This is a genomic window from Pseudomonas sp. HS6-2 (genome assembly GCF_049325675.2).
GTDB lineage: Bacteria > Pseudomonadota > Gammaproteobacteria > Pseudomonadales > Pseudomonadaceae > Aquipseudomonas > Aquipseudomonas putida_N.
This window is the reverse complement of the sequence record NZ_CM143906.1, coordinates 2,329,395-2,345,324: the sequence shown is the minus strand read 5'-3', so window position 1 is coordinate 2,345,324 and position 15,930 is coordinate 2,329,395. Positions and strand designations below refer to the sequence as shown.

The window sequence follows — 15,930 nt, the reverse complement described above, 5'->3', positions numbered from 1 at the left end:
CACTTCCAGGTTACCCCCCTCCAGCCCCTTCCCGACAAATGGCCTATCGCTATATAGTCCGCACCATAACGATAACCACCTCAAGGAGCTGTCTTCATGCGCATCCGTCTGTACCACTTGAGCGCCATCACCCTGGCCAGCCTGTTCTCCCTCAACAGCGCCTGGGCCGACGAAGTGCAGGTTGCGGTCGCCGCGAACTTCACCGCGCCGATCCAGGCCATCGCCAAGGACTTCGAGAAAGATACCGGCCACAAGCTGGTCGCTGCCTACGGCGCCACCGGGCAGTTCTACGCGCAGATCAAGAACGGCGCGCCGTTCGAAGTGTTCCTCGCCGCCGACGACAGCACCCCAAAGAAGCTGGAAGAGGAAAAGGAAATCGTCCCGGGCTCGCGCTTTACCTACGCCACCGGCACCCTGGCCCTGTGGTCGGCCAAGCCTGGCTATGTGGATGACAAGGGTGAGGTACTGAAGAAGAACCAGTTCCAGCATCTGTCCATCGCCAACCCGAAAGCCGCCCCTTACGGCTTGGCCGCCACCCAGGTGCTGGACAAGCTGAAGCTGACCGAGGCCACCAAGGCCAAGATCGTCGAAGGCCAGAACATCACCCAGGCCTACCAGTTCGTCTCCACCGGCAACGCCGAGCTGGGCTTCGTCGCACTGTCGCAGATCTACAAGGACGGCAAGGTTGAAAGCGGTTCGGCCTGGATCGTCCCGGCCAACCTGCACGAGCCGATCCTGCAGGATGCGGTCATTCTCAGCAAAGGCAAGGACAACCCGGCTGCCAAGGCCCTGGTCGACTACCTGAAAGGCCCGAAAGCCGCAGCGGTGATCAAGTCCTACGGTTATGAAATCTGATGCCACTGGACGCCAGTGACTTCGGCGCGGTCTGGCTGACCATCAAACTGGCCAGCCTGACCACGCTGATCCTGCTGATCGTCGGCACGCCCATCGCCTGGTGGCTGGCGCGCACGCGCTCGTGGCTGCGCGGGCCGGTGGGCGCGGTGGTGGCACTGCCACTGGTGCTGCCGCCGACGGTGATTGGTTTCTACCTGCTGATCGCCCTCGGCCCGCACGGCTGGCTCGGCCAGGCTACCCAGGCCATGGGCCTGGGTACCGTGGTGTTCAGCTTCACGGGCCTGGTAATCGGCTCGACGGTGTACTCCATGCCCTTCGTGGTGCAGCCGCTGCAAAACGCCTTCGCCGCCATCGGCCAGCGCCCGCTGGAAGTGGCCGCGACCCTGCGTGCCAGCCCCTGGGACACGTTCGTGCATGTGGTGCTGCCGCTGGCCCGGCCTGGCTTCGTCACCGCCAGCATCCTCGGCTTTGCCCATACCGTGGGCGAGTTCGGCGTGGTGCTGATGATCGGTGGCAACATCCCCGACAAAACCCGCGTGGTCTCGGTGCAAATCTTCGATCACGTCGAGGCCATGGAATATTCGCAAGCCCACTGGCTGGCCGGTGCCATGCTGGTGTTCTCGTTCCTGATACTGCTCCTGCTCTACGCCGGGCGCCGTAGCAAAGCTGGCTGGAGCTGAAATGAGCGGATCGATTGTGGCGCGCCTGAAGCTGGCGCGCGACGACTTCACCCTGGACGTTGACCTGAACCTGCCGGGCCGCGGCATCAGCGCGCTGTTTGGCCATTCCGGTTCGGGCAAGACCTCGTGCCTGCGCTGCCTGGCCGGGCTGGAACGGGCGGCCAGTGCCTATATCGAGGTCAACGGCGAGGTCTGGGAGGACAGCGCCCACGCTCACTTCCTGGCACCGCACCTGCGGCCGGTGGGCTACGTGTTCCAGGAGGCCAGCTTGTTTGCGCACCTGTCGGTGCGCGGCAACCTGGAATTCGGCTGGCGGCGCATCGCCCCGACCGAGCGCAAGGTCAGCCTTGAGCAGGCCTGCCAACTGCTGGGCATCGGCCACCTGCTCGAACGCAAGCCGGCCACCTTGTCGGGCGGCGAAGCCCAGCGGGTCGGCATTGCCCGCGCATTGCTCAGCAGCCCGCGCCTGTTGCTGATGGACGAACCGCTGGCCGCACTCGATGGGCCACGCAAGCGCGAGATCCTGCCGTACCTCGAACGCCTGCACGACGAACTGGACATCCCTCTTATCTATGTCAGCCATGCCCAGGACGAAGTGGCACGGCTGGCCGACCACCTGGTACTGCTGGAGCAAGGCCGGGCCATGGCCAGTGGGCCGATCGGCGAGACCCTGGCCCGCCTCGACCTGTCGCTGGCCCAAGGCGAGGACGCCGGGGTGGTCTTCGAGGGCATGGTCGTCGGTCACGACCCGCACTACGACCTGCTCGACCTGCGCCTGCCCGGCAGTGACGCACTTTTGCTGCGCATCGCCCACCCCGCGCACAGCATGGGCAGCACCTTGCGGGTCAAGGTCCAGGCCCGGGATGTGAGCCTGGCACTGCGCGCCGACAGCACCTCGAGCATTCTCAACCGCCTGCCGGTGCGAGTGCGCGAAGCGCGCCCGGCGGACAACCCGGCGCATGTACTGGTAAGCCTGGATGCCGGCGGCAACGCCTTGCTGGCGCGCATCACCCGGTTCTCGGCGGACCAGCTCGGCCTGCACTCGGGCCAGGCGCTGTTCGCCCAGATCAAGTCGGTGGCACTGCTGGGCTGAGCATCATCGCCGTGGCCGTTGTCCACTGATCAGTGACCTGATCGAGGCCTGCCACCGATGCTCGACTGCCCTCTTCCACCCAGCCTGCACTATGTCGACGACAGCCAGCCGGGGCTGACCCGGCGTCGCTGGCGCGACCGTTTCATCTACCTCGATGACCAGGGGCGACGCATCCGCGACCAGGAGACCCTGGCGCGAATCGCCGCGCTGGTCATCCCGCCGGCCTACACCGATGTCTGGATCTGCAGCGACCCGCGGGGCCACCTGCAAGCCACCGGCCGCGATGCCCGAGGCCGCAAGCAATACCGCTACCACGCGCAATGGCGCGAACTGCGCGACCAGCACAAGTATGGGCGCATGCTGGCCTTTGCCCAGGCCCTGCCCAAGCTGCGGGCACAACTGGAAGCGCATCTCGCCCGCCCGGGTCTTGACCGGGAAAAGGTCATGGCGCTGGTGGTGAGCCTGCTCGACCACACACTCATCCGCATCGGCAACCAGCGCTATCTGCGCGACAACCAGTCCTACGGCCTGACCACGCTGCGCAATCGCCACGTCGAGGTGAAAGGCAGCACCGTACGCTTCCAGTTCCGTGGCAAGCGCGGTGTCGAGCACAACGTCACGCTGCGTGACCGGCGCCTGGCCAACCTGCTCAAGCGCTGTATGGAATTGCCCGGGCAGGCCCTGTTCCAGTACCTGGATGAAGACGGCCAGCGGCACAGCATCGGCTCCAGCGAGGTCAACCAGTTCCTGCAGCAACTGACCGGCGCCGACTTCACCGCCAAGGACTACCGCACCTGGGCAGGAAGCAGCCTGGCCCTGAGCCTGCTCAGGCCTCTGGCCTGGGAGCCGGAAAGCGAGGCCAAGCGCCAGATCGCGACCATCGTCAAGCAGGTCGCCGCTCGCCTGGGCAATACCCCGGCGGTGTGCAGGCGCTGTTATATCCATCCGGCCGTGCTCGAACATTACGCCCTCGGGCGCCTGGCCGAATTGCCTGGGCGCCGCGTGCGCAAGGGGCTGGATGCCGAAGAGGTGGCCTTGCTGCTGTTCCTCCAGGCCCTGGAAACAACAGACGATGATTGAGCCGAACTATTCGACCTATCATGCAGAGAAATTTCCCATTAAGGCCGAAGCCCCCTATTCTTGCCACCGAGCACCTTCGCCGACACGCTTAGCAGCATTTACCTCGGCACCTGCAACTAAAGACACGCAACAGAATTTGTCTTTCGGGGAATTACTATCCGCCGAAAGCGTCTTTAATGAGAAGGAAGAGGGACAAGCTCCCACCGTTGCAGCCCAATGGCCCGACGGATTTCGACATCACCAAGGAGAACTACATGCTGATACTCACCCGTAAGGTTGGCGAAAGTATCGTCATCAACGATGACATCAAAGTCACCATTCTGGGCGTAAAAGGGATGCAGGTGAGGATTGGCATCGATGCACCAAAGGATGTTCAGGTGCACCGTGAAGAAATCTTCAAGCGCATCCAGGCCGGCAGCCCGGCTCCGGAAAAGCACGACGACCAACACTGACCCGAGCCTCGCTTCAAGCCGCACGGACGCGCTTGATCGAATGGCCGGCGCAAGCCGCAACCTGAACCTCAGGTGCCGAGCAGCTCGCGCACCTTGGCGATCATCCTGTCCATGTCGAACGGCTTGTCGAAGACCGCAGCGAACAGTCTCGGGTCGGCCTTGTTGGCCTGTGCGCCGCTCATGAGAATCACTGGCAAGTCATTCAGCCCCAGTTCGTCGCGGATAGCCCGCGCCAGCTCTCCGCCGTCGAGCACTGGCATCATGTAGTCGGTGATCACCAGCTCCACTCGCTTTTCCTGCAACGCCTCCAGGGCCTTGCGCCCGTTGCTCGCCTTTTCCACCAGAAACCCTTCGTCCTCCAGGGCAAAGCCGAGGATATCGGCGATCAGGTATTCGTCATCGACGATCAGGATGGTGTTCATCGGCAGGCCCCGTCAGCCACCCCCTTGCGGCACCGGCGTGCCCGAAAGAACGCCACAGGCACCCTCGAACGCCTTGCGCAGGCTTATACCCTGTGGCCCGATGTGCAGCTCGTGCAGCGCAGGGTCGTGATGGCTGTCGCGCACCTTAAGGATCGACAGCATGCGCCGCAGTTGCGAGTCCAGCTCGACGAAGCGCATCAGCATGAGGTTGTCGACGATGCTCGACAAGTCCGGCGCCGGGGCGGTGATTTCCGAACCGAAAATATCACGCATCTCCCAGGTGAGCATGACGCTGACATCCCGGGCCCGCAGCTCACCCGCCAAGGCACGGAAGAACGCATTGAGCCGCGCCGGGTCGGTCGCCAGGCGGCTGAACGCGCCCAGGCTGTCGATCAGCACGCGCTTGCTGCCCTGCTGCTCGACCTGCTCGAGCAGGCGCGCGCCCACCTGGTCCAGCAGGCCTTCGGTGGTCGGTTGCCAGCAAAGCTGCAAGGCACCTGTGCGCTCCTGTGCGGCGAAGTCGTAACCCAGCGATGCAGCTTTCAGCCGCAGCCTCGCGGGGGTCTCGTAGAAGCCAAAATGCAAGGCCGGCTGCTCGGCGCTGGCCGCCGCCAGAAATGCCAGGCCCAGGGAGGTCTTGCCAATCCCTGAAGGCCCCATCAGCAGGCTGACCGAGCCCAATGTCAGCCCCCCGCCCAGCATTTCATCCAATGCCTCGACACCCGTGGATACCCGGCTCAGGGAGGCACTACCAAACTGGCTGGGGTGACTGTAAAGCGATTCCAGACGCGGATAGACGTGCATCCCCGCCTCATCGATCAGGCACTCGTGGCGACCGGACAATGCCCCGCTGCCCCGAGTCTTGCGCAGCTGCACATGGCGTACCGCTCGGCTACCGACCAGTTGCTCGCCCAACTCGATCACACCATCGACCATGGTGTGCTCCGGGCTGTTGTCATCCAGGCGCGCGCTGGTCAGCAGCAGCACGGTACAACCGGCGAACGCCGCATGGCCCTGCAATTCCGAGACGAACTTCTTGGTGTCCAGCGCGGTTTCCGCACGCACTCGGGCATTGAGCACGCCATCGACGATGAGCAGGCTCGCCTGTTGCTTGCTGATTTCCTGGCGCAGCAGTTTGACCACTGCATCCAGCCCTTCCTGTTCAAGGGTATCGAAGGCGCTGACGAACTGGATCTGATCACCGACCATGCCAGGGTCGAAGAACTCCATGGTCGCCAGGTACTGGAACAAGCGTTCGTGGGACTCGCTGAGCAAGGTCGCCACCAGCACCTTGCCACCTTCACGCACATGGCCGCAAGCCAACTGGTTGGCCAGGATGGTCTTGCCCGCACCGGGCGGCCCCTGAACGATGTAGGAGGCGCCCGCGACCAAGCCGCCCTTGAGCAATGCATCGAGCCCTTCGATCCCCGTGACCAGCCGTTTGAGTGCCTGCACCATGGTGGCTACCTGTCGTCTTGTGCCCCAGCATCGGGCTGATAGGCCGGAAGATACAGGCGCATGCACGTGCCCCGGCCGAGCGTGCTGTCGACACGGATGGCGCCATTGCTCTGCTTGGCAAAACCGTAGACCTGGCTGAGGCCAAGCCCGGTGCCCTTGCCAAAAGGCTTGGTGGTGAAGAACGGCTCGAAGATGCGCGGCAGCACCAGCGGGCCGATACCGTCACCACTGTCATTCACTTCGAAGCACACGAACCTGCCGTGCAGCCCCTCGACTTCGCCTGCCAGATCGACCGTGAGCACCGCCAGGTCGATCGTGCCCCGCTCACCGATCGCATCGCGCGCGTTGAACAGCAGGTTGAGCAGCACCATCTGCAGCTGCCCGATATCCACCTCGATCAGCGGCAGATCCGACTGCAAGTACTCCTGCAAGACGATTTCACGCGGCAACGCATGCTCCAGCAGGCCGCGCGTGGACTCCAGCAGCTTGGCCGGGGCGACCAGCGAGACATCGAGTTCTCGGTGACGGGCAAAGCTGAGCAGTTGTTGGGTCAGCTCGGTGCCGCGCTGCCCGGCATCGAGAATGTGCCCAAGCATGCGCTGCACCCGCTCCGGGTCCTGGCTGGCTTGCGCCAGGCGCGCCGAGCTGATGATGATGGTCAGCAGGTTGTTGAAGTCGTGCGCCAGGCCGCCGGTAAGCTGGCCCAGCGCCTCGAGCTTCTGCGCCTGGAACAGCTGGGCACGCACGGCATCGAGCTGCAGCGCGGATTCGCGCCGGTCGGTGATATCACGGGTGACCTTGGCCAGGCCGACGATCTGCCCCTGTTCGTCACGGATGACATCGAGCGCGGCCAGGGCCCAGAACTGCGTGCCGTCCTTGCGCACGCGCCAGCCTTCGTCCTGCGCCACGCCCTGCTCCAGGGCCTGCTTGAGCAGGCACTCCGGGCGCCCTTCGGCGCAATCTTGAGGAGTGAAGAACAGCGAGAAATGCCGGCCTATGACTTCTTCGGCGCGGTAGCCCTTGATCCGCTGCGCGCCTGCGTTCCAGGACACCACATGGCCGGAGGGATCAAGCATGTAGATGGCGTAATCCACAACCGATTGCACCAACTGCTCATAGCGGCTAGCGGGCATGACCGGGTGATCGATACAGTCGGCTGAAACCATGCAAACTCCACAGGCACAGCAGGAGGGATTTGGATAGCTTAGCCAAGCGTACGCTTCTTCAACAGCACACGCTGCAACAGATTATCAATGCTCGGGTTCGACCATGACCGGGCTGATTCGCCGCGGCATCGCCACTATCAGCAACCACAGGCCCACCAGCAGTATCAGGCCGCCACCCGCCAGCGCCATCAAGCGCTGCGGTTGCGGGTGCTCGGCATCGAAACCGAGCAGCAGCAGGTAACCACCGAGGGTGATCAGACTAAGGTAAAGAAAAGCGCCCAGCAGCAACACCTGCGCGAACAGCAGGCGCCAGAACAACCGGGGGCGAACAGTACGCCCGGGAAGTGCCGAGGGAGTGGAATGGGACATGGAGTCTCACTCATTGGATCCAAAGAAGTGGGCAACAGTGGCCTAATGACAGCAAGGTGTCAATTGCCCAATCGATCGACTCCCTCATCCCTTTGATCATAGTTGCTGCGATTGACTCAACTATAACAATGGGTTATAAAGCGCACTTGATTGTCAGGCCCTTCTGCCTAGAAGCGCGCCGGTCACTACGACCCTGTCAAGCGTGCGAGTGTGGTGGAATTGGTATACACAGCAGACTTAAAATCTGTCGGCGTGAGCCTTGCGGGTTCGAGTCCCGCCACTCGCACCAAACTCCTTTGAAAAGGCGCCCTTGCGGCGCCTTTTTGCTGCCCGACAGCAATCCCCCGCGCAACTGCTAGAGTGGAGCTTGTCTCCATCTACCGGTATGCCGCCATGCGCTACTCCCTGTTCGATGGTCAACGCGACATCATCCTCCTGATCGCCCGCGTTCTGCTCATGATCCTCTTCGTCCTTTCTGGCTGGGCCAAGATCACTGGCTTCGAAGGCACGGTCGGCTACATGACCTCACTGGGCGCCCCTGCCCCGATGCTGGCGGCAGCGATTGCGGTGATCATGGAGTTCGTTGTCGGCATCCTGCTGATCCTGGGCTTCTACACCCGCCCGCTGGCCTTCCTGTTTGCCCTGTTCGTGCTGGGGACCGGGCTGCTTGGCCATCCGTTCTGGAACATGGTCGACCCGGAGCGCGCTGCCAACATGACCCAGTTCCTGAAAAACCTCAGCATCTGCGGCGGCCTGCTGGTGCTGGCGGTCAGCGGCCCTGGGCGCTTCTCGGTCGACGGGCGCTGATTCAGTCGTCCAGGTCGTCGTGCCAGGCTGGGTGATCGCGCTCTTCGTCATCGAGGTCATCCAGCAGCTCTTCGTCCTCCTCGACTTCGTCTTCGGCGCCTTGGGCATCCGCTTCAGGGTCGTAGTCTTCATAGAGGAATTCATGATCGAGCAGGTGATCGTGCTCGGGTTCGTGCAGGTCGTCTTCGTCGCGCATGGTGGCTCCTGGAAATCTGGCACGCCTGTATAGGCGCATCGTTGGCCGTGGTCAATGGATTGCGGTTAATGCTGACTTAACCAGCGGGCCTCAGGCTGAAATCTCTCCCTTCAAAACGTCTGTTGCCCGCCTTCATGGCGGGCTTTTTTGCTCATGAAGAGTGTCGACACGCTATCAACGTGAACTTCACGAGTTCATGACAAGCGCTTTGGCATTCTGATCCTGCTCCGTACGTTCTTTAGGACCCGCCCCTGGTTGGCGGGTTTTTCTTTTTCCGGGTATTGGAAATGTGTACGGAAGGTTGTCGCATCCTATGCCCGAGCGCACGCAGGCGAGCCCCTCATCGCCAGAAAAACCTGAGCAAAGCCCGACCCTGAGCCGGGCTTTTCTTTGGCTTCCCCCGCAGAGCTGGGCCACTTTCTTACCTGTCATCACGCCTTACCTGTTTGCGGGGCTTGCAAAAAGATCATTCGAATGTACTGTATATACATACAGGTGTCGCGCATTCCAGATCATCCGCCTGCGCATTCACGAGTGCCCAGCCGGATGCGGAGGAACGCATCACGGTTGGAAGGCAATCGTGCCAGGCCAATGATTTTATCGTCAGGAGTATTTATGACCGTAAACATCAGCAATCTAACGATCGCTACCCCGGTGGCAGTCTCTTCAACGAACCCTGTCGCACTTGAACTCAATGGCGCCGAGGCCATCGCCGAGTTCCCCAGCGTGGTGAAGGTGCTCAGCGACGGGTCGGTTCAGTTCACGGCACCGACCAAAGGGGCTTCGAGCAAGAGCACCCACAGAACCCGTTGCGAGTGGTCGGAGACTCAGAACTGGACGCTGGGCAGCGCCCCGGATCACTGGAACCGCCAGGCCATGACCCTGACCAAGGTCAACTCGGCGCAAAAAGTCGTCGTCAGCCAGATGCACGTCAGGGGGGACGACAGCCCGCCGGTGAAGGTGTTCTGGAACAAGGGCAACATCACCCTGGGTTTCCGGACGTCCTACAACCAGACCACCCCGGTGAACAGCACGCTCCTGCAGGGCGTGCCGCTCGGTACGAAATTCGACGTGATCATTCATGCCACCTCGGCGGGTGTGGTCAAGGTGACCGCCCGGTGCAACGGCGTCTCCAGAACATCGAGTGAACTGCAGCTGGATGACAGCTGGGACACTCGCCTGTTCGAGTTCCATGGCGGGATCTACAACCAGGTCGATTACACCGATGCGACGCCGGCTGATGACGGTTCGGTGTGCATCATCAGTGAGCTTTCGCTCAGTCATGGCTGAATGCCGGGCAAAATGAAAAACCCCGCAGATTTTCATCTGCGGGGTTTCTCGAATGGGGGAGGCCGAGGTCGGAATCGAACCGGCGTAGACGGATTTACAATCCGCAATTCATTTTCTTTCTTTTCAAAAACTTACAATCTTTTCGTTTCCGCACCGATTAAGGACATCGTCGGTGGGGCCTGGACATAAATTTGCGGGTTGGGGAACAATGGATTTACCCATGCAGTTGACTGCCGCAAAGTATTTACGGCCGCTTGAATGGGACAACCTTGCGTGACATTCGCAACAATACTCGTCGTGGTATTGGCCATCAGATTTGAAAAATAGTTTGGCCTCGTTGAGGTCGGTTATTAAAAATCCCTCAGATTTCAAAATTTGTTCAAAACGATCACGTAATGAAGAGAGGGCGGTGGGAAGGTGGGGATGACTGCGAAGCTCCTTCGGGTATGGGGTCGCACTCAGTAGATCCACCGTCGCGAAAGGCTCCCCGGTTACTTTGAGCGCTTGCAACAGATGTGGGTGTACGTACGACAGACCGCTGGCAGCGTGATGCGCAATACTTTGACAGACACTACTGAGGCGGCGACGGGAAGGCATTCATTCTTCCAGATTTGGTTTGCGAGCTGCGTCGAGCTGCTGGATTCCTAGAGACCATATGGTGCCTCAAAACCCGGACAAATACCCCATGGCCGAATCGTTATAAAAATGTGTTTTCACACAGCCTGGACCCATGGCGGCCCTTGGCGCAACGCCCCTAACGGCCATTGAAGTCATTAGTGAACAGCAGCCTGGGAGTTAGGCGTCCCTTCAAATGGTCAACCGCTTCTCCATCGGTTGGTAGAACAGCCCGGCAAACTCACCCACTTCCCCTGCCAACGCAAAACCGTAACGTTCATAAGCGGCGACTGAAGATAGCGACGCTCTAACTGTTACTACATTGGCCCTGGCCTGCCCCAGAGCCGCATTCACCAAACGCCTGCCGACGCCGTGGCGCTGCCAGGCCGGCGCAACGAACAGCATTGCTACATGGCGCCCTTCCTTTAGCTCGATCAGCCCGACCAGGATTCCCTCCGCGATACAAACCAGCATTAGGTTGTCACTTGCCATTCGTTCGGCAAACGCCTTCTGAGCAGCCAGCTTTGAGAAGGTTTCCACCCCCTGGGCCGACAGCGATGGCGCAACGGCTAACATGAACGCCTCCAGGCACAGGGCATTGGCGCTTGGCAGGTCTTCCTGAGTCATCTTGCGTATCAGCATCGTCGTCGTCCGTGACTTGGGTAGGGGTATTTTTATACCCGAACATCCGCCTTTGAGATACGCAGCAATGCCTCTCTAACAGTCACTGCCATGCGCGACAGGTAACGTTATGGACTGACAGCTTCGGGTTGGATGTTGCCCTTTGCCCCAGTCAGCGACCGGCCAGACGAGGGCATTGATTGATGGCCGCTTCTAACCGTTAGATGCCCTCAGCGAAAGGCAGTTGTGAGTCGATAGCGGTCGATGACCAACTCGCTATCAAATTGCCACCTTTCGCAAACAGCGCACAAGAAGCCGAACATCTGCCGGTACCGCTCCAAGCATGCCCGATCAGCGCCAAAACTCGCCCCGAAGATGATCGGCATCGTGCACACGCCGCAGGCCGAGTACGACGAACCCTGAAGGAGTACATCCGTACTCCATCGCTGCAACCCCTCTCCCCTCTATCCCGAGGCGGTGAGACGATCAACAGAAGACACGCCCTCCACAGCAATGCGGCGCGCACGGACGACACCCCAGGCTAGCGCCCTGGCCATCGACTCTCTGGGTCTGGAGGCAAATGCCTCCTCATGCAATGCCATACCCGATCGCGCGTAAACGCCCAGAAAAAGCTGCGTCCCTCCGGTGCGGGAAAGTCGGACCTGAACATTTATGTGGGTGCCGTCGTGCAGCGTCTCTTCATGACTTCTATGGTGAAGCGTAGGGTCCGCCCAAGCCCAGTAAACGTTGCCTCGCATGCGCATGCAGCTCTCCTCCATCGCCGGATGATGAATGGTGCAACTAGAACAGGAAGGCCCCTCATTTGTGATTAGGCCTATCCAACTAGCTTGACCACCGGCTGCGAACAAAAGCTCCATTTTTTAACCCCTCCCCCTCTGTTCACTGCCGCGATATGGCGGCCAAGGACGAAGCCATGCCTGAAAAAAAGCAACTGATTCAGCCAGTAGCCATTGAGCGTGATGAGCACGGCTTCTGGATGCGCGGCCATCCACAGACGAGGAGTTGATTTCCTACGCCTGGTTCTACGATCACCGGCTGGAAGTGGTCGGCCCGACCAAGTAGAGGGCTGATGCGGAAACGATGCATCAGGATGCGGAAACGATCTGGTTTTGTATCGCCCAAAGAAAAACCCCGCAGACGTTAATCTGCGGGGCTTTCGAATGGTGGAGGCCGAGGTCGGAATCGAACCGGCGTAGACGGATTTGCAATCCGGAGCATAACCACTTTGCTACTCGGCCTCAAAGTTCGGATCTAGCAGCTTGCGCCTTGCTATCTCCTTGAAACACCGCACCTTTTCAAGGTTTGCTGCGTTTCGATGGGCGCCATTATGTCCGCATTCCTTTCACCTTGCAACCCCCTGAACGAAAAAAAATTTCAACGGGTTCAAGGTGTTAGCGCAAGCGCCCGAGTTTACTCCACAAACCTACCACGGTGTTCTCGACAGTGCCGCTGGCCGCCATGCCGATACGCTCCTGCAAACTCTTGCGCTCGGCATAGTGCAGGTGGAACAGGTTGGCCGTGCGGGCACGGTCGCTGAGGTATTCGTCACTGGTCTGCAGTGCATCGACCAGCTTGCGGTTCAGGGCGGCAACGCCGAGCCAGACCTCACCGGTGGCCACTTCATCGATGTGCAGCTGCGGGCGGTAGCGGGCCACGAAGTCCTTGAACAGCTGGTGAGTGATGTCCAGGTCTTCCTGGAACTTTTCCCGGCCCTTCTCGGTGTTTTCGCCAAATACGGTCAGGGTGCGCTTGTACTCGCCGGCGGTCAGAACTTCGAAATCGATGTCGTGCTTCTTCAACAGGCGGTTGACGTTGGGCAGCTGCGCCACCACACCGATCGAACCCAACACGGCGAATGGCGCGCTGACGATCTTCTCACCGATGCAAGCCATCATGTACCCGCCGCTGGCCGCGACCTTGTCGATGCACACGGTGAGCGGGATGCCGGCCTGGCGGATGCGTGCCAGTTGCGAGGCGGCCAGGCCATAGCTGTGTACCAGGCCACCGCCGCTTTCCAGGCGCAGCACCACTTCATCGCGTGGGGTGGCCAGGGTCAGCAGTGCGGTGATCTCGTTTCGCAGGCTTTCGGTGGCGGAAGCCTTGATATCACCGTCGAAGTCGAGCACGAACACTCGGTCCTTCTGTTCGGCCTTGCCCTTCTTCTGCTGTTTTTCCGCCTTGGCCTGCTGCTTGCGCAGGGCCTTGAGCTGGGCCTTGTCGAGCAGGCCGCTTTCCAGGCGCTCACGCAGCTCTTTATAGAATTCGTTGAGCCGGGTGACCTGCAATTGCCCACCGGCCTTGCGCCGCCCCTTGCCGCGCAAACCGGCGATGGCGGACAACACCACCAGGATGGCAATAACCAGGGTGGCCGTTTTGGCGAGAAAGCTTGCGTATTCGGCAAGAAACTCCACAGTAGTCCTCAATGCCCGGAATTAAAGGGCTACGCTACCATGGCTTGTGACACTTTGGTACGGTCTTGTGACATTCCGAAGCACTTGAGGCAGGCTCAGCGGCGCACCTTTCGGGCTTTCTTCTGGGTCCTTATCACCTGCCCGTGAGGGGTCCCTATCGCGCCTACGGGCACCCATGCGAGGGCCTACGGGGGAACCTGCGCGGGAATGATTGAATAGGTGACCTTTCAGATTTTTCTGTCGGATTCTCAAGGGGGCCTATGCGACCACAACCAGAACCCCAGTTGAACGGCCAGACAGACCCAGTAGAGGGCCTGTAGGTGGTCCATGGGGTTCTCCTTGAAGGGTTAGAGTGACTTGTGAAAGCGAACGTCTGTGAGTTCGTGTTGCAGGGCTACCTCAAGGAGGCGCTCATAGGTATGCGGCCACCTCCCTTGAGATTGGTCATTAGAAGCGCCTGATTGAAGCAAGGCATAGCATAGCGCCGCATGTGGTGTCAGAGACTCGACAGGCACCTTAGTGACTACCCGTTTGCCCTTGTAGGTGTAGCACAGTGTGACACTCATCGCGGGACCTTTTTGTGGGCAACTTAGCTATTGAGCATAGCCCGTCACGCTTCGTTTGAGGAAGTATCAATCAACGACCTCAGCGGGCCTTGAGACGCCTTGCAGCGGCCTTGATGTCCCTCATTGCGATTCGATAGTTGTCCTTCTCTCGTTCGAGCAGGTGAACCACAGCAGCCTGTATCGACACACGTTCAAACCCTGAGCCTTCCAGTTCAAGCCAGCGCTTGACGATCATGTTGGACAGCTTGAAGGAATACCGGGAGAGCAGCGTAAAGGTCAGCTCTTTGTCGAGAATGGTCAGCGGTAATAACTTGCTTTGACTGGACTGGTAGCTGGCCTCGACCCATTGAGGTGCCCCCAGATTTGGGGTCTCCCTTTCCAGCTCGTTGAGCATCTTTCGGATGTCTCTGAGTACATGGTCATGGCGCTTACCGGTGATCTCAGCGATCTCCAAGGACGACATACCGGGTAAGCCGTTGAGAGTCGTTGAGGATACCGCTCCGGCCTTGGAGATGTTCTCGAAGATGGTCGCTGTATTGGTGGTCATGGTCATAGTCTGTTTTCCTCTTGTTTGCTCCCTCAAGTTCGCTCCCACCGGCAGCCGAAAGACCCGACCAAGGTTTCTGCCGGTGGCATGAAGGAACAAACAGAAAGACTTTCGGTTAGATAGATGCCCAGCGACGGGCGATGATGCGGATAGGTGAAGCTGTGCCCCTGCCGGTCCCTCTTTAGGTCCGGCCTTACGGGGCTATCAGGGTTTCCCTTAGATCAGCTCAGGGTTTCCCTTAGATCAGCTCAGGGCAATGCGAGTGACCAGCGGGAACGGCACTTGAACGGTCTGAAGACGATCCTCGGTCAGAGCTACCTTGACCATGCCATTGGCGATGATGTCCACCACAGCCACGATCTCAAGGTCCCAGCCTTGGGCGTTTGGGTTGCGAGTCGCTTCAATCTTCCAGATGCTACCGTCTTGGCGCTCACGGTAGCTCAGCGAGGTGAAAAGCTTGGGCAACATGAAGACGCCGTGGTCAGTGCCTGTATACGGCTGTACGCCTGCGCCAATGAGGTCCTCGATAGAGTCCTGACCAGCACGTTGAGCAGCACGCTCAAGAACAGCCACCAGTGACACGGGCAGCAGGATCACGAAGTCGCTCAGCGAGGTCCCTACAGTCTGGTTAACGTGGGTCGTGAGGATGTCGATGAGGTCCTCAGCGATCTCAGCAGGCTTACCCGTTGGTTTGGCCTCAGAGACGCTCTCAGTGCTTGGGGCAGTCGCCAAGATGGCAGCGACCTTACCGGCTGCGCTGTGCTCAATGTCACGAAGCATCTTGTCAGCGGTTTGCTCCATAGACTGGACGGTGAAGCCTGCCATCAGGTTGTGGTCAAAGATCGTAGCTCGGTGGCTGATGACCAATGCCTTGTCGGTCGCCTCGGTGAAGATCACAGAACCGGCCAGGACCTCGCCCTTCTCGACGGTCTGGTTATCCCAGTTCTTACGAGGGTCGAAGGTGACAGAGCGGTCGGCCATGGTGATGATTTGTTGCCCAGTGGCCTCAGAGCCAGCCGGACGGAACTCGCAAGGGGTTGCCTCCATGGCAGCCTCTCGCCACTCATCGCCGTTCAAATAGTCCTCAGCGGCTTCCACAAGGGCTTCCACATAGACGGACACATCGGTGGCCGCTTGGGTCTCTGGACGGACATCGGCAGTGTTGAATCGAATCGACCCTGTGTGCTCATCGACAATGGCAGTGGAGTAGGTCGAGGGTTTGGTGTACTGGAATGGCTTAGTCATGGTTGTTGTCTCCTGAATAGATGAATGAAGTGGTTG

Annotated in this window: 17 protein-coding genes and 2 tRNA genes; 8 read left to right on the top strand and 11 right to left on the bottom strand. The window is 60.1% G+C overall.

Annotated elements, in window-relative coordinates; translation table 11 throughout:
• The first annotated feature begins 96 nt into the window (after nt 1-96).
• The 5 genes from modA (at nt 97) to csrA (ending at nt 4,160) form a co-directional block, all read left to right on the top strand.
• Nucleotides 97-855: a molybdate ABC transporter substrate-binding protein gene (gene modA / locus ACOKS3_RS10960; protein WP_103446763.1), complete on the top strand. Its 759-nt coding sequence runs from the start codon at nt 97-99 to the stop codon at nt 853-855.
• The gene (modB, locus tag ACOKS3_RS10955; protein WP_103446762.1) at nt 855-1,535 is read left to right on the top strand and encodes a molybdate ABC transporter permease subunit; all 681 of its coding nucleotides are present in this window, start codon (nt 855-857) and stop codon (nt 1,533-1,535) included. Before modA ends, modB begins: the two co-directional genes overlap by 1 nt.
• A gap of 1 nt (nt 1,536) precedes the next feature.
• Nucleotides 1,537-2,628, top strand: coding sequence for a molybdenum ABC transporter ATP-binding protein (modC, locus tag ACOKS3_RS10950; protein WP_103446761.1), 1,092 nt, complete (start codon nt 1,537-1,539; stop codon nt 2,626-2,628).
• 57 nt (nt 2,629-2,685) lie between these two features.
• A complete protein-coding gene (locus ACOKS3_RS10945) occupies nt 2,686-3,708 on the top strand; it encodes a DNA topoisomerase IB (protein ID WP_103446760.1) in 1,023 nt (340 codons plus the stop codon).
• Nucleotides 3,709-3,962: 254 nt separating this feature from the next.
• The gene (gene csrA / locus ACOKS3_RS10940) at nt 3,963-4,160 is read left to right on the top strand and encodes a carbon storage regulator CsrA (protein ID WP_012315047.1); all 198 of its coding nucleotides are present in this window, start codon (nt 3,963-3,965) and stop codon (nt 4,158-4,160) included.
• Nucleotides 4,161-4,228: 68 nt separating this feature from the next.
• Here the strand turns inward: csrA and ACOKS3_RS10935 are convergent, their stop codons facing one another.
• The 4 genes from ACOKS3_RS10935 to ACOKS3_RS10920 all read right to left on the bottom strand — a co-directional run bounded on the left by ACOKS3_RS10935 (nt 4,229) and on the right by ACOKS3_RS10920 (nt 7,575).
• Nucleotides 4,229-4,582, bottom strand: a complete 354-nt coding sequence (locus ACOKS3_RS10935; RefSeq protein WP_103446759.1) for a response regulator — start codon at nt 4,580-4,582, stop codon at nt 4,229-4,231.
• 12 nt (nt 4,583-4,594) lie between these two features.
• Entirely contained in the window at nt 4,595-6,040 is a 1,446-nt protein-coding gene (locus ACOKS3_RS10930; RefSeq protein WP_103446758.1) for an ATPase domain-containing protein, read from the bottom strand.
• A gap of 5 nt (nt 6,041-6,045) precedes the next feature.
• Nucleotides 6,046-7,206, bottom strand: coding sequence for a two-component system sensor histidine kinase NtrB (locus tag ACOKS3_RS10925; RefSeq protein ID WP_103446757.1), 1,161 nt, complete (start codon nt 7,204-7,206; stop codon nt 6,046-6,048).
• Between the two features lie 84 nt (nt 7,207-7,290).
• Nucleotides 7,291-7,575: a hypothetical protein gene (locus ACOKS3_RS10920; RefSeq protein ID WP_181004469.1), complete on the bottom strand. Its 285-nt coding sequence runs from the start codon at nt 7,573-7,575 to the stop codon at nt 7,291-7,293.
• 204 nt (nt 7,576-7,779) lie between these two features.
• Between ACOKS3_RS10920 and ACOKS3_RS10915 the strand changes: the two genes are divergently transcribed.
• Nucleotides 7,780-7,864: transfer RNA gene (locus ACOKS3_RS10915), tRNA-Leu, on the top strand.
• Nucleotides 7,865-7,968: 104 nt separating this feature from the next.
• On the top strand, nt 7,969-8,382 hold the full coding sequence (locus tag ACOKS3_RS10910; RefSeq protein WP_103446756.1) for a DoxX family protein: 414 nt from the start codon (nt 7,969-7,971) through the stop codon (nt 8,380-8,382).
• Between the two features lies 1 nt (nt 8,383).
• Here the strand turns inward: ACOKS3_RS10910 and ACOKS3_RS10905 are convergent, their stop codons facing one another.
• Nucleotides 8,384-8,578 carry a hypothetical protein gene (locus ACOKS3_RS10905; protein WP_103446755.1) on the bottom strand — a complete coding sequence of 65 codons (195 nt, stop codon included), beginning with the start codon at nt 8,576-8,578 and terminating at the stop codon, nt 8,384-8,386.
• 615 nt (nt 8,579-9,193) lie between these two features.
• On the opposite strand from ACOKS3_RS10905, the gene ACOKS3_RS10900 reads away from it, so the two are divergent.
• On the top strand, nt 9,194-9,868 hold the full coding sequence (locus tag ACOKS3_RS10900) for a polysaccharide lyase family 7 protein (RefSeq protein ID WP_103446754.1): 675 nt from the start codon (nt 9,194-9,196) through the stop codon (nt 9,866-9,868).
• 807 nt (nt 9,869-10,675) lie between these two features.
• Here the strand turns inward: ACOKS3_RS10900 and ACOKS3_RS10895 are convergent.
• The 6 genes from ACOKS3_RS10895 to ACOKS3_RS10870 all read right to left on the bottom strand — a co-directional run bounded on the left by ACOKS3_RS10895 (nt 10,676) and on the right by ACOKS3_RS10870 (nt 15,894).
• Nucleotides 10,676-11,125, bottom strand: coding sequence for a GNAT family N-acetyltransferase (locus tag ACOKS3_RS10895; protein WP_103446753.1), 450 nt, complete (start codon nt 11,123-11,125; stop codon nt 10,676-10,678).
• A 443-nt stretch (nt 11,126-11,568) separates the two neighbouring features.
• Nucleotides 11,569-11,868, bottom strand: a complete 300-nt coding sequence (locus tag ACOKS3_RS10890; RefSeq protein ID WP_103446752.1) for a hypothetical protein — start codon at nt 11,866-11,868, stop codon at nt 11,569-11,571.
• 421 nt (nt 11,869-12,289) lie between these two features.
• Nucleotides 12,290-12,363: transfer RNA gene (locus ACOKS3_RS10885), tRNA-Cys, on the bottom strand.
• A gap of 153 nt (nt 12,364-12,516) precedes the next feature.
• Nucleotides 12,517-13,536, bottom strand: a complete 1,020-nt coding sequence (gene sohB / locus ACOKS3_RS10880; RefSeq protein WP_103446751.1) for a protease SohB — start codon at nt 13,534-13,536, stop codon at nt 12,517-12,519.
• A 645-nt stretch (nt 13,537-14,181) separates the two neighbouring features.
• Nucleotides 14,182-14,655, bottom strand: coding sequence for a Rha family transcriptional regulator (locus ACOKS3_RS10875; RefSeq protein WP_054903677.1), 474 nt, complete (start codon nt 14,653-14,655; stop codon nt 14,182-14,184).
• Nucleotides 14,656-14,892: 237 nt separating this feature from the next.
• Nucleotides 14,893-15,894 carry a hypothetical protein gene (locus tag ACOKS3_RS10870; protein ID WP_060482673.1) on the bottom strand — a complete coding sequence of 334 codons (1,002 nt, stop codon included), beginning with the start codon at nt 15,892-15,894 and terminating at the stop codon, nt 14,893-14,895.
• Nucleotides 15,895-15,930: the final 36 nt, after the last annotated feature.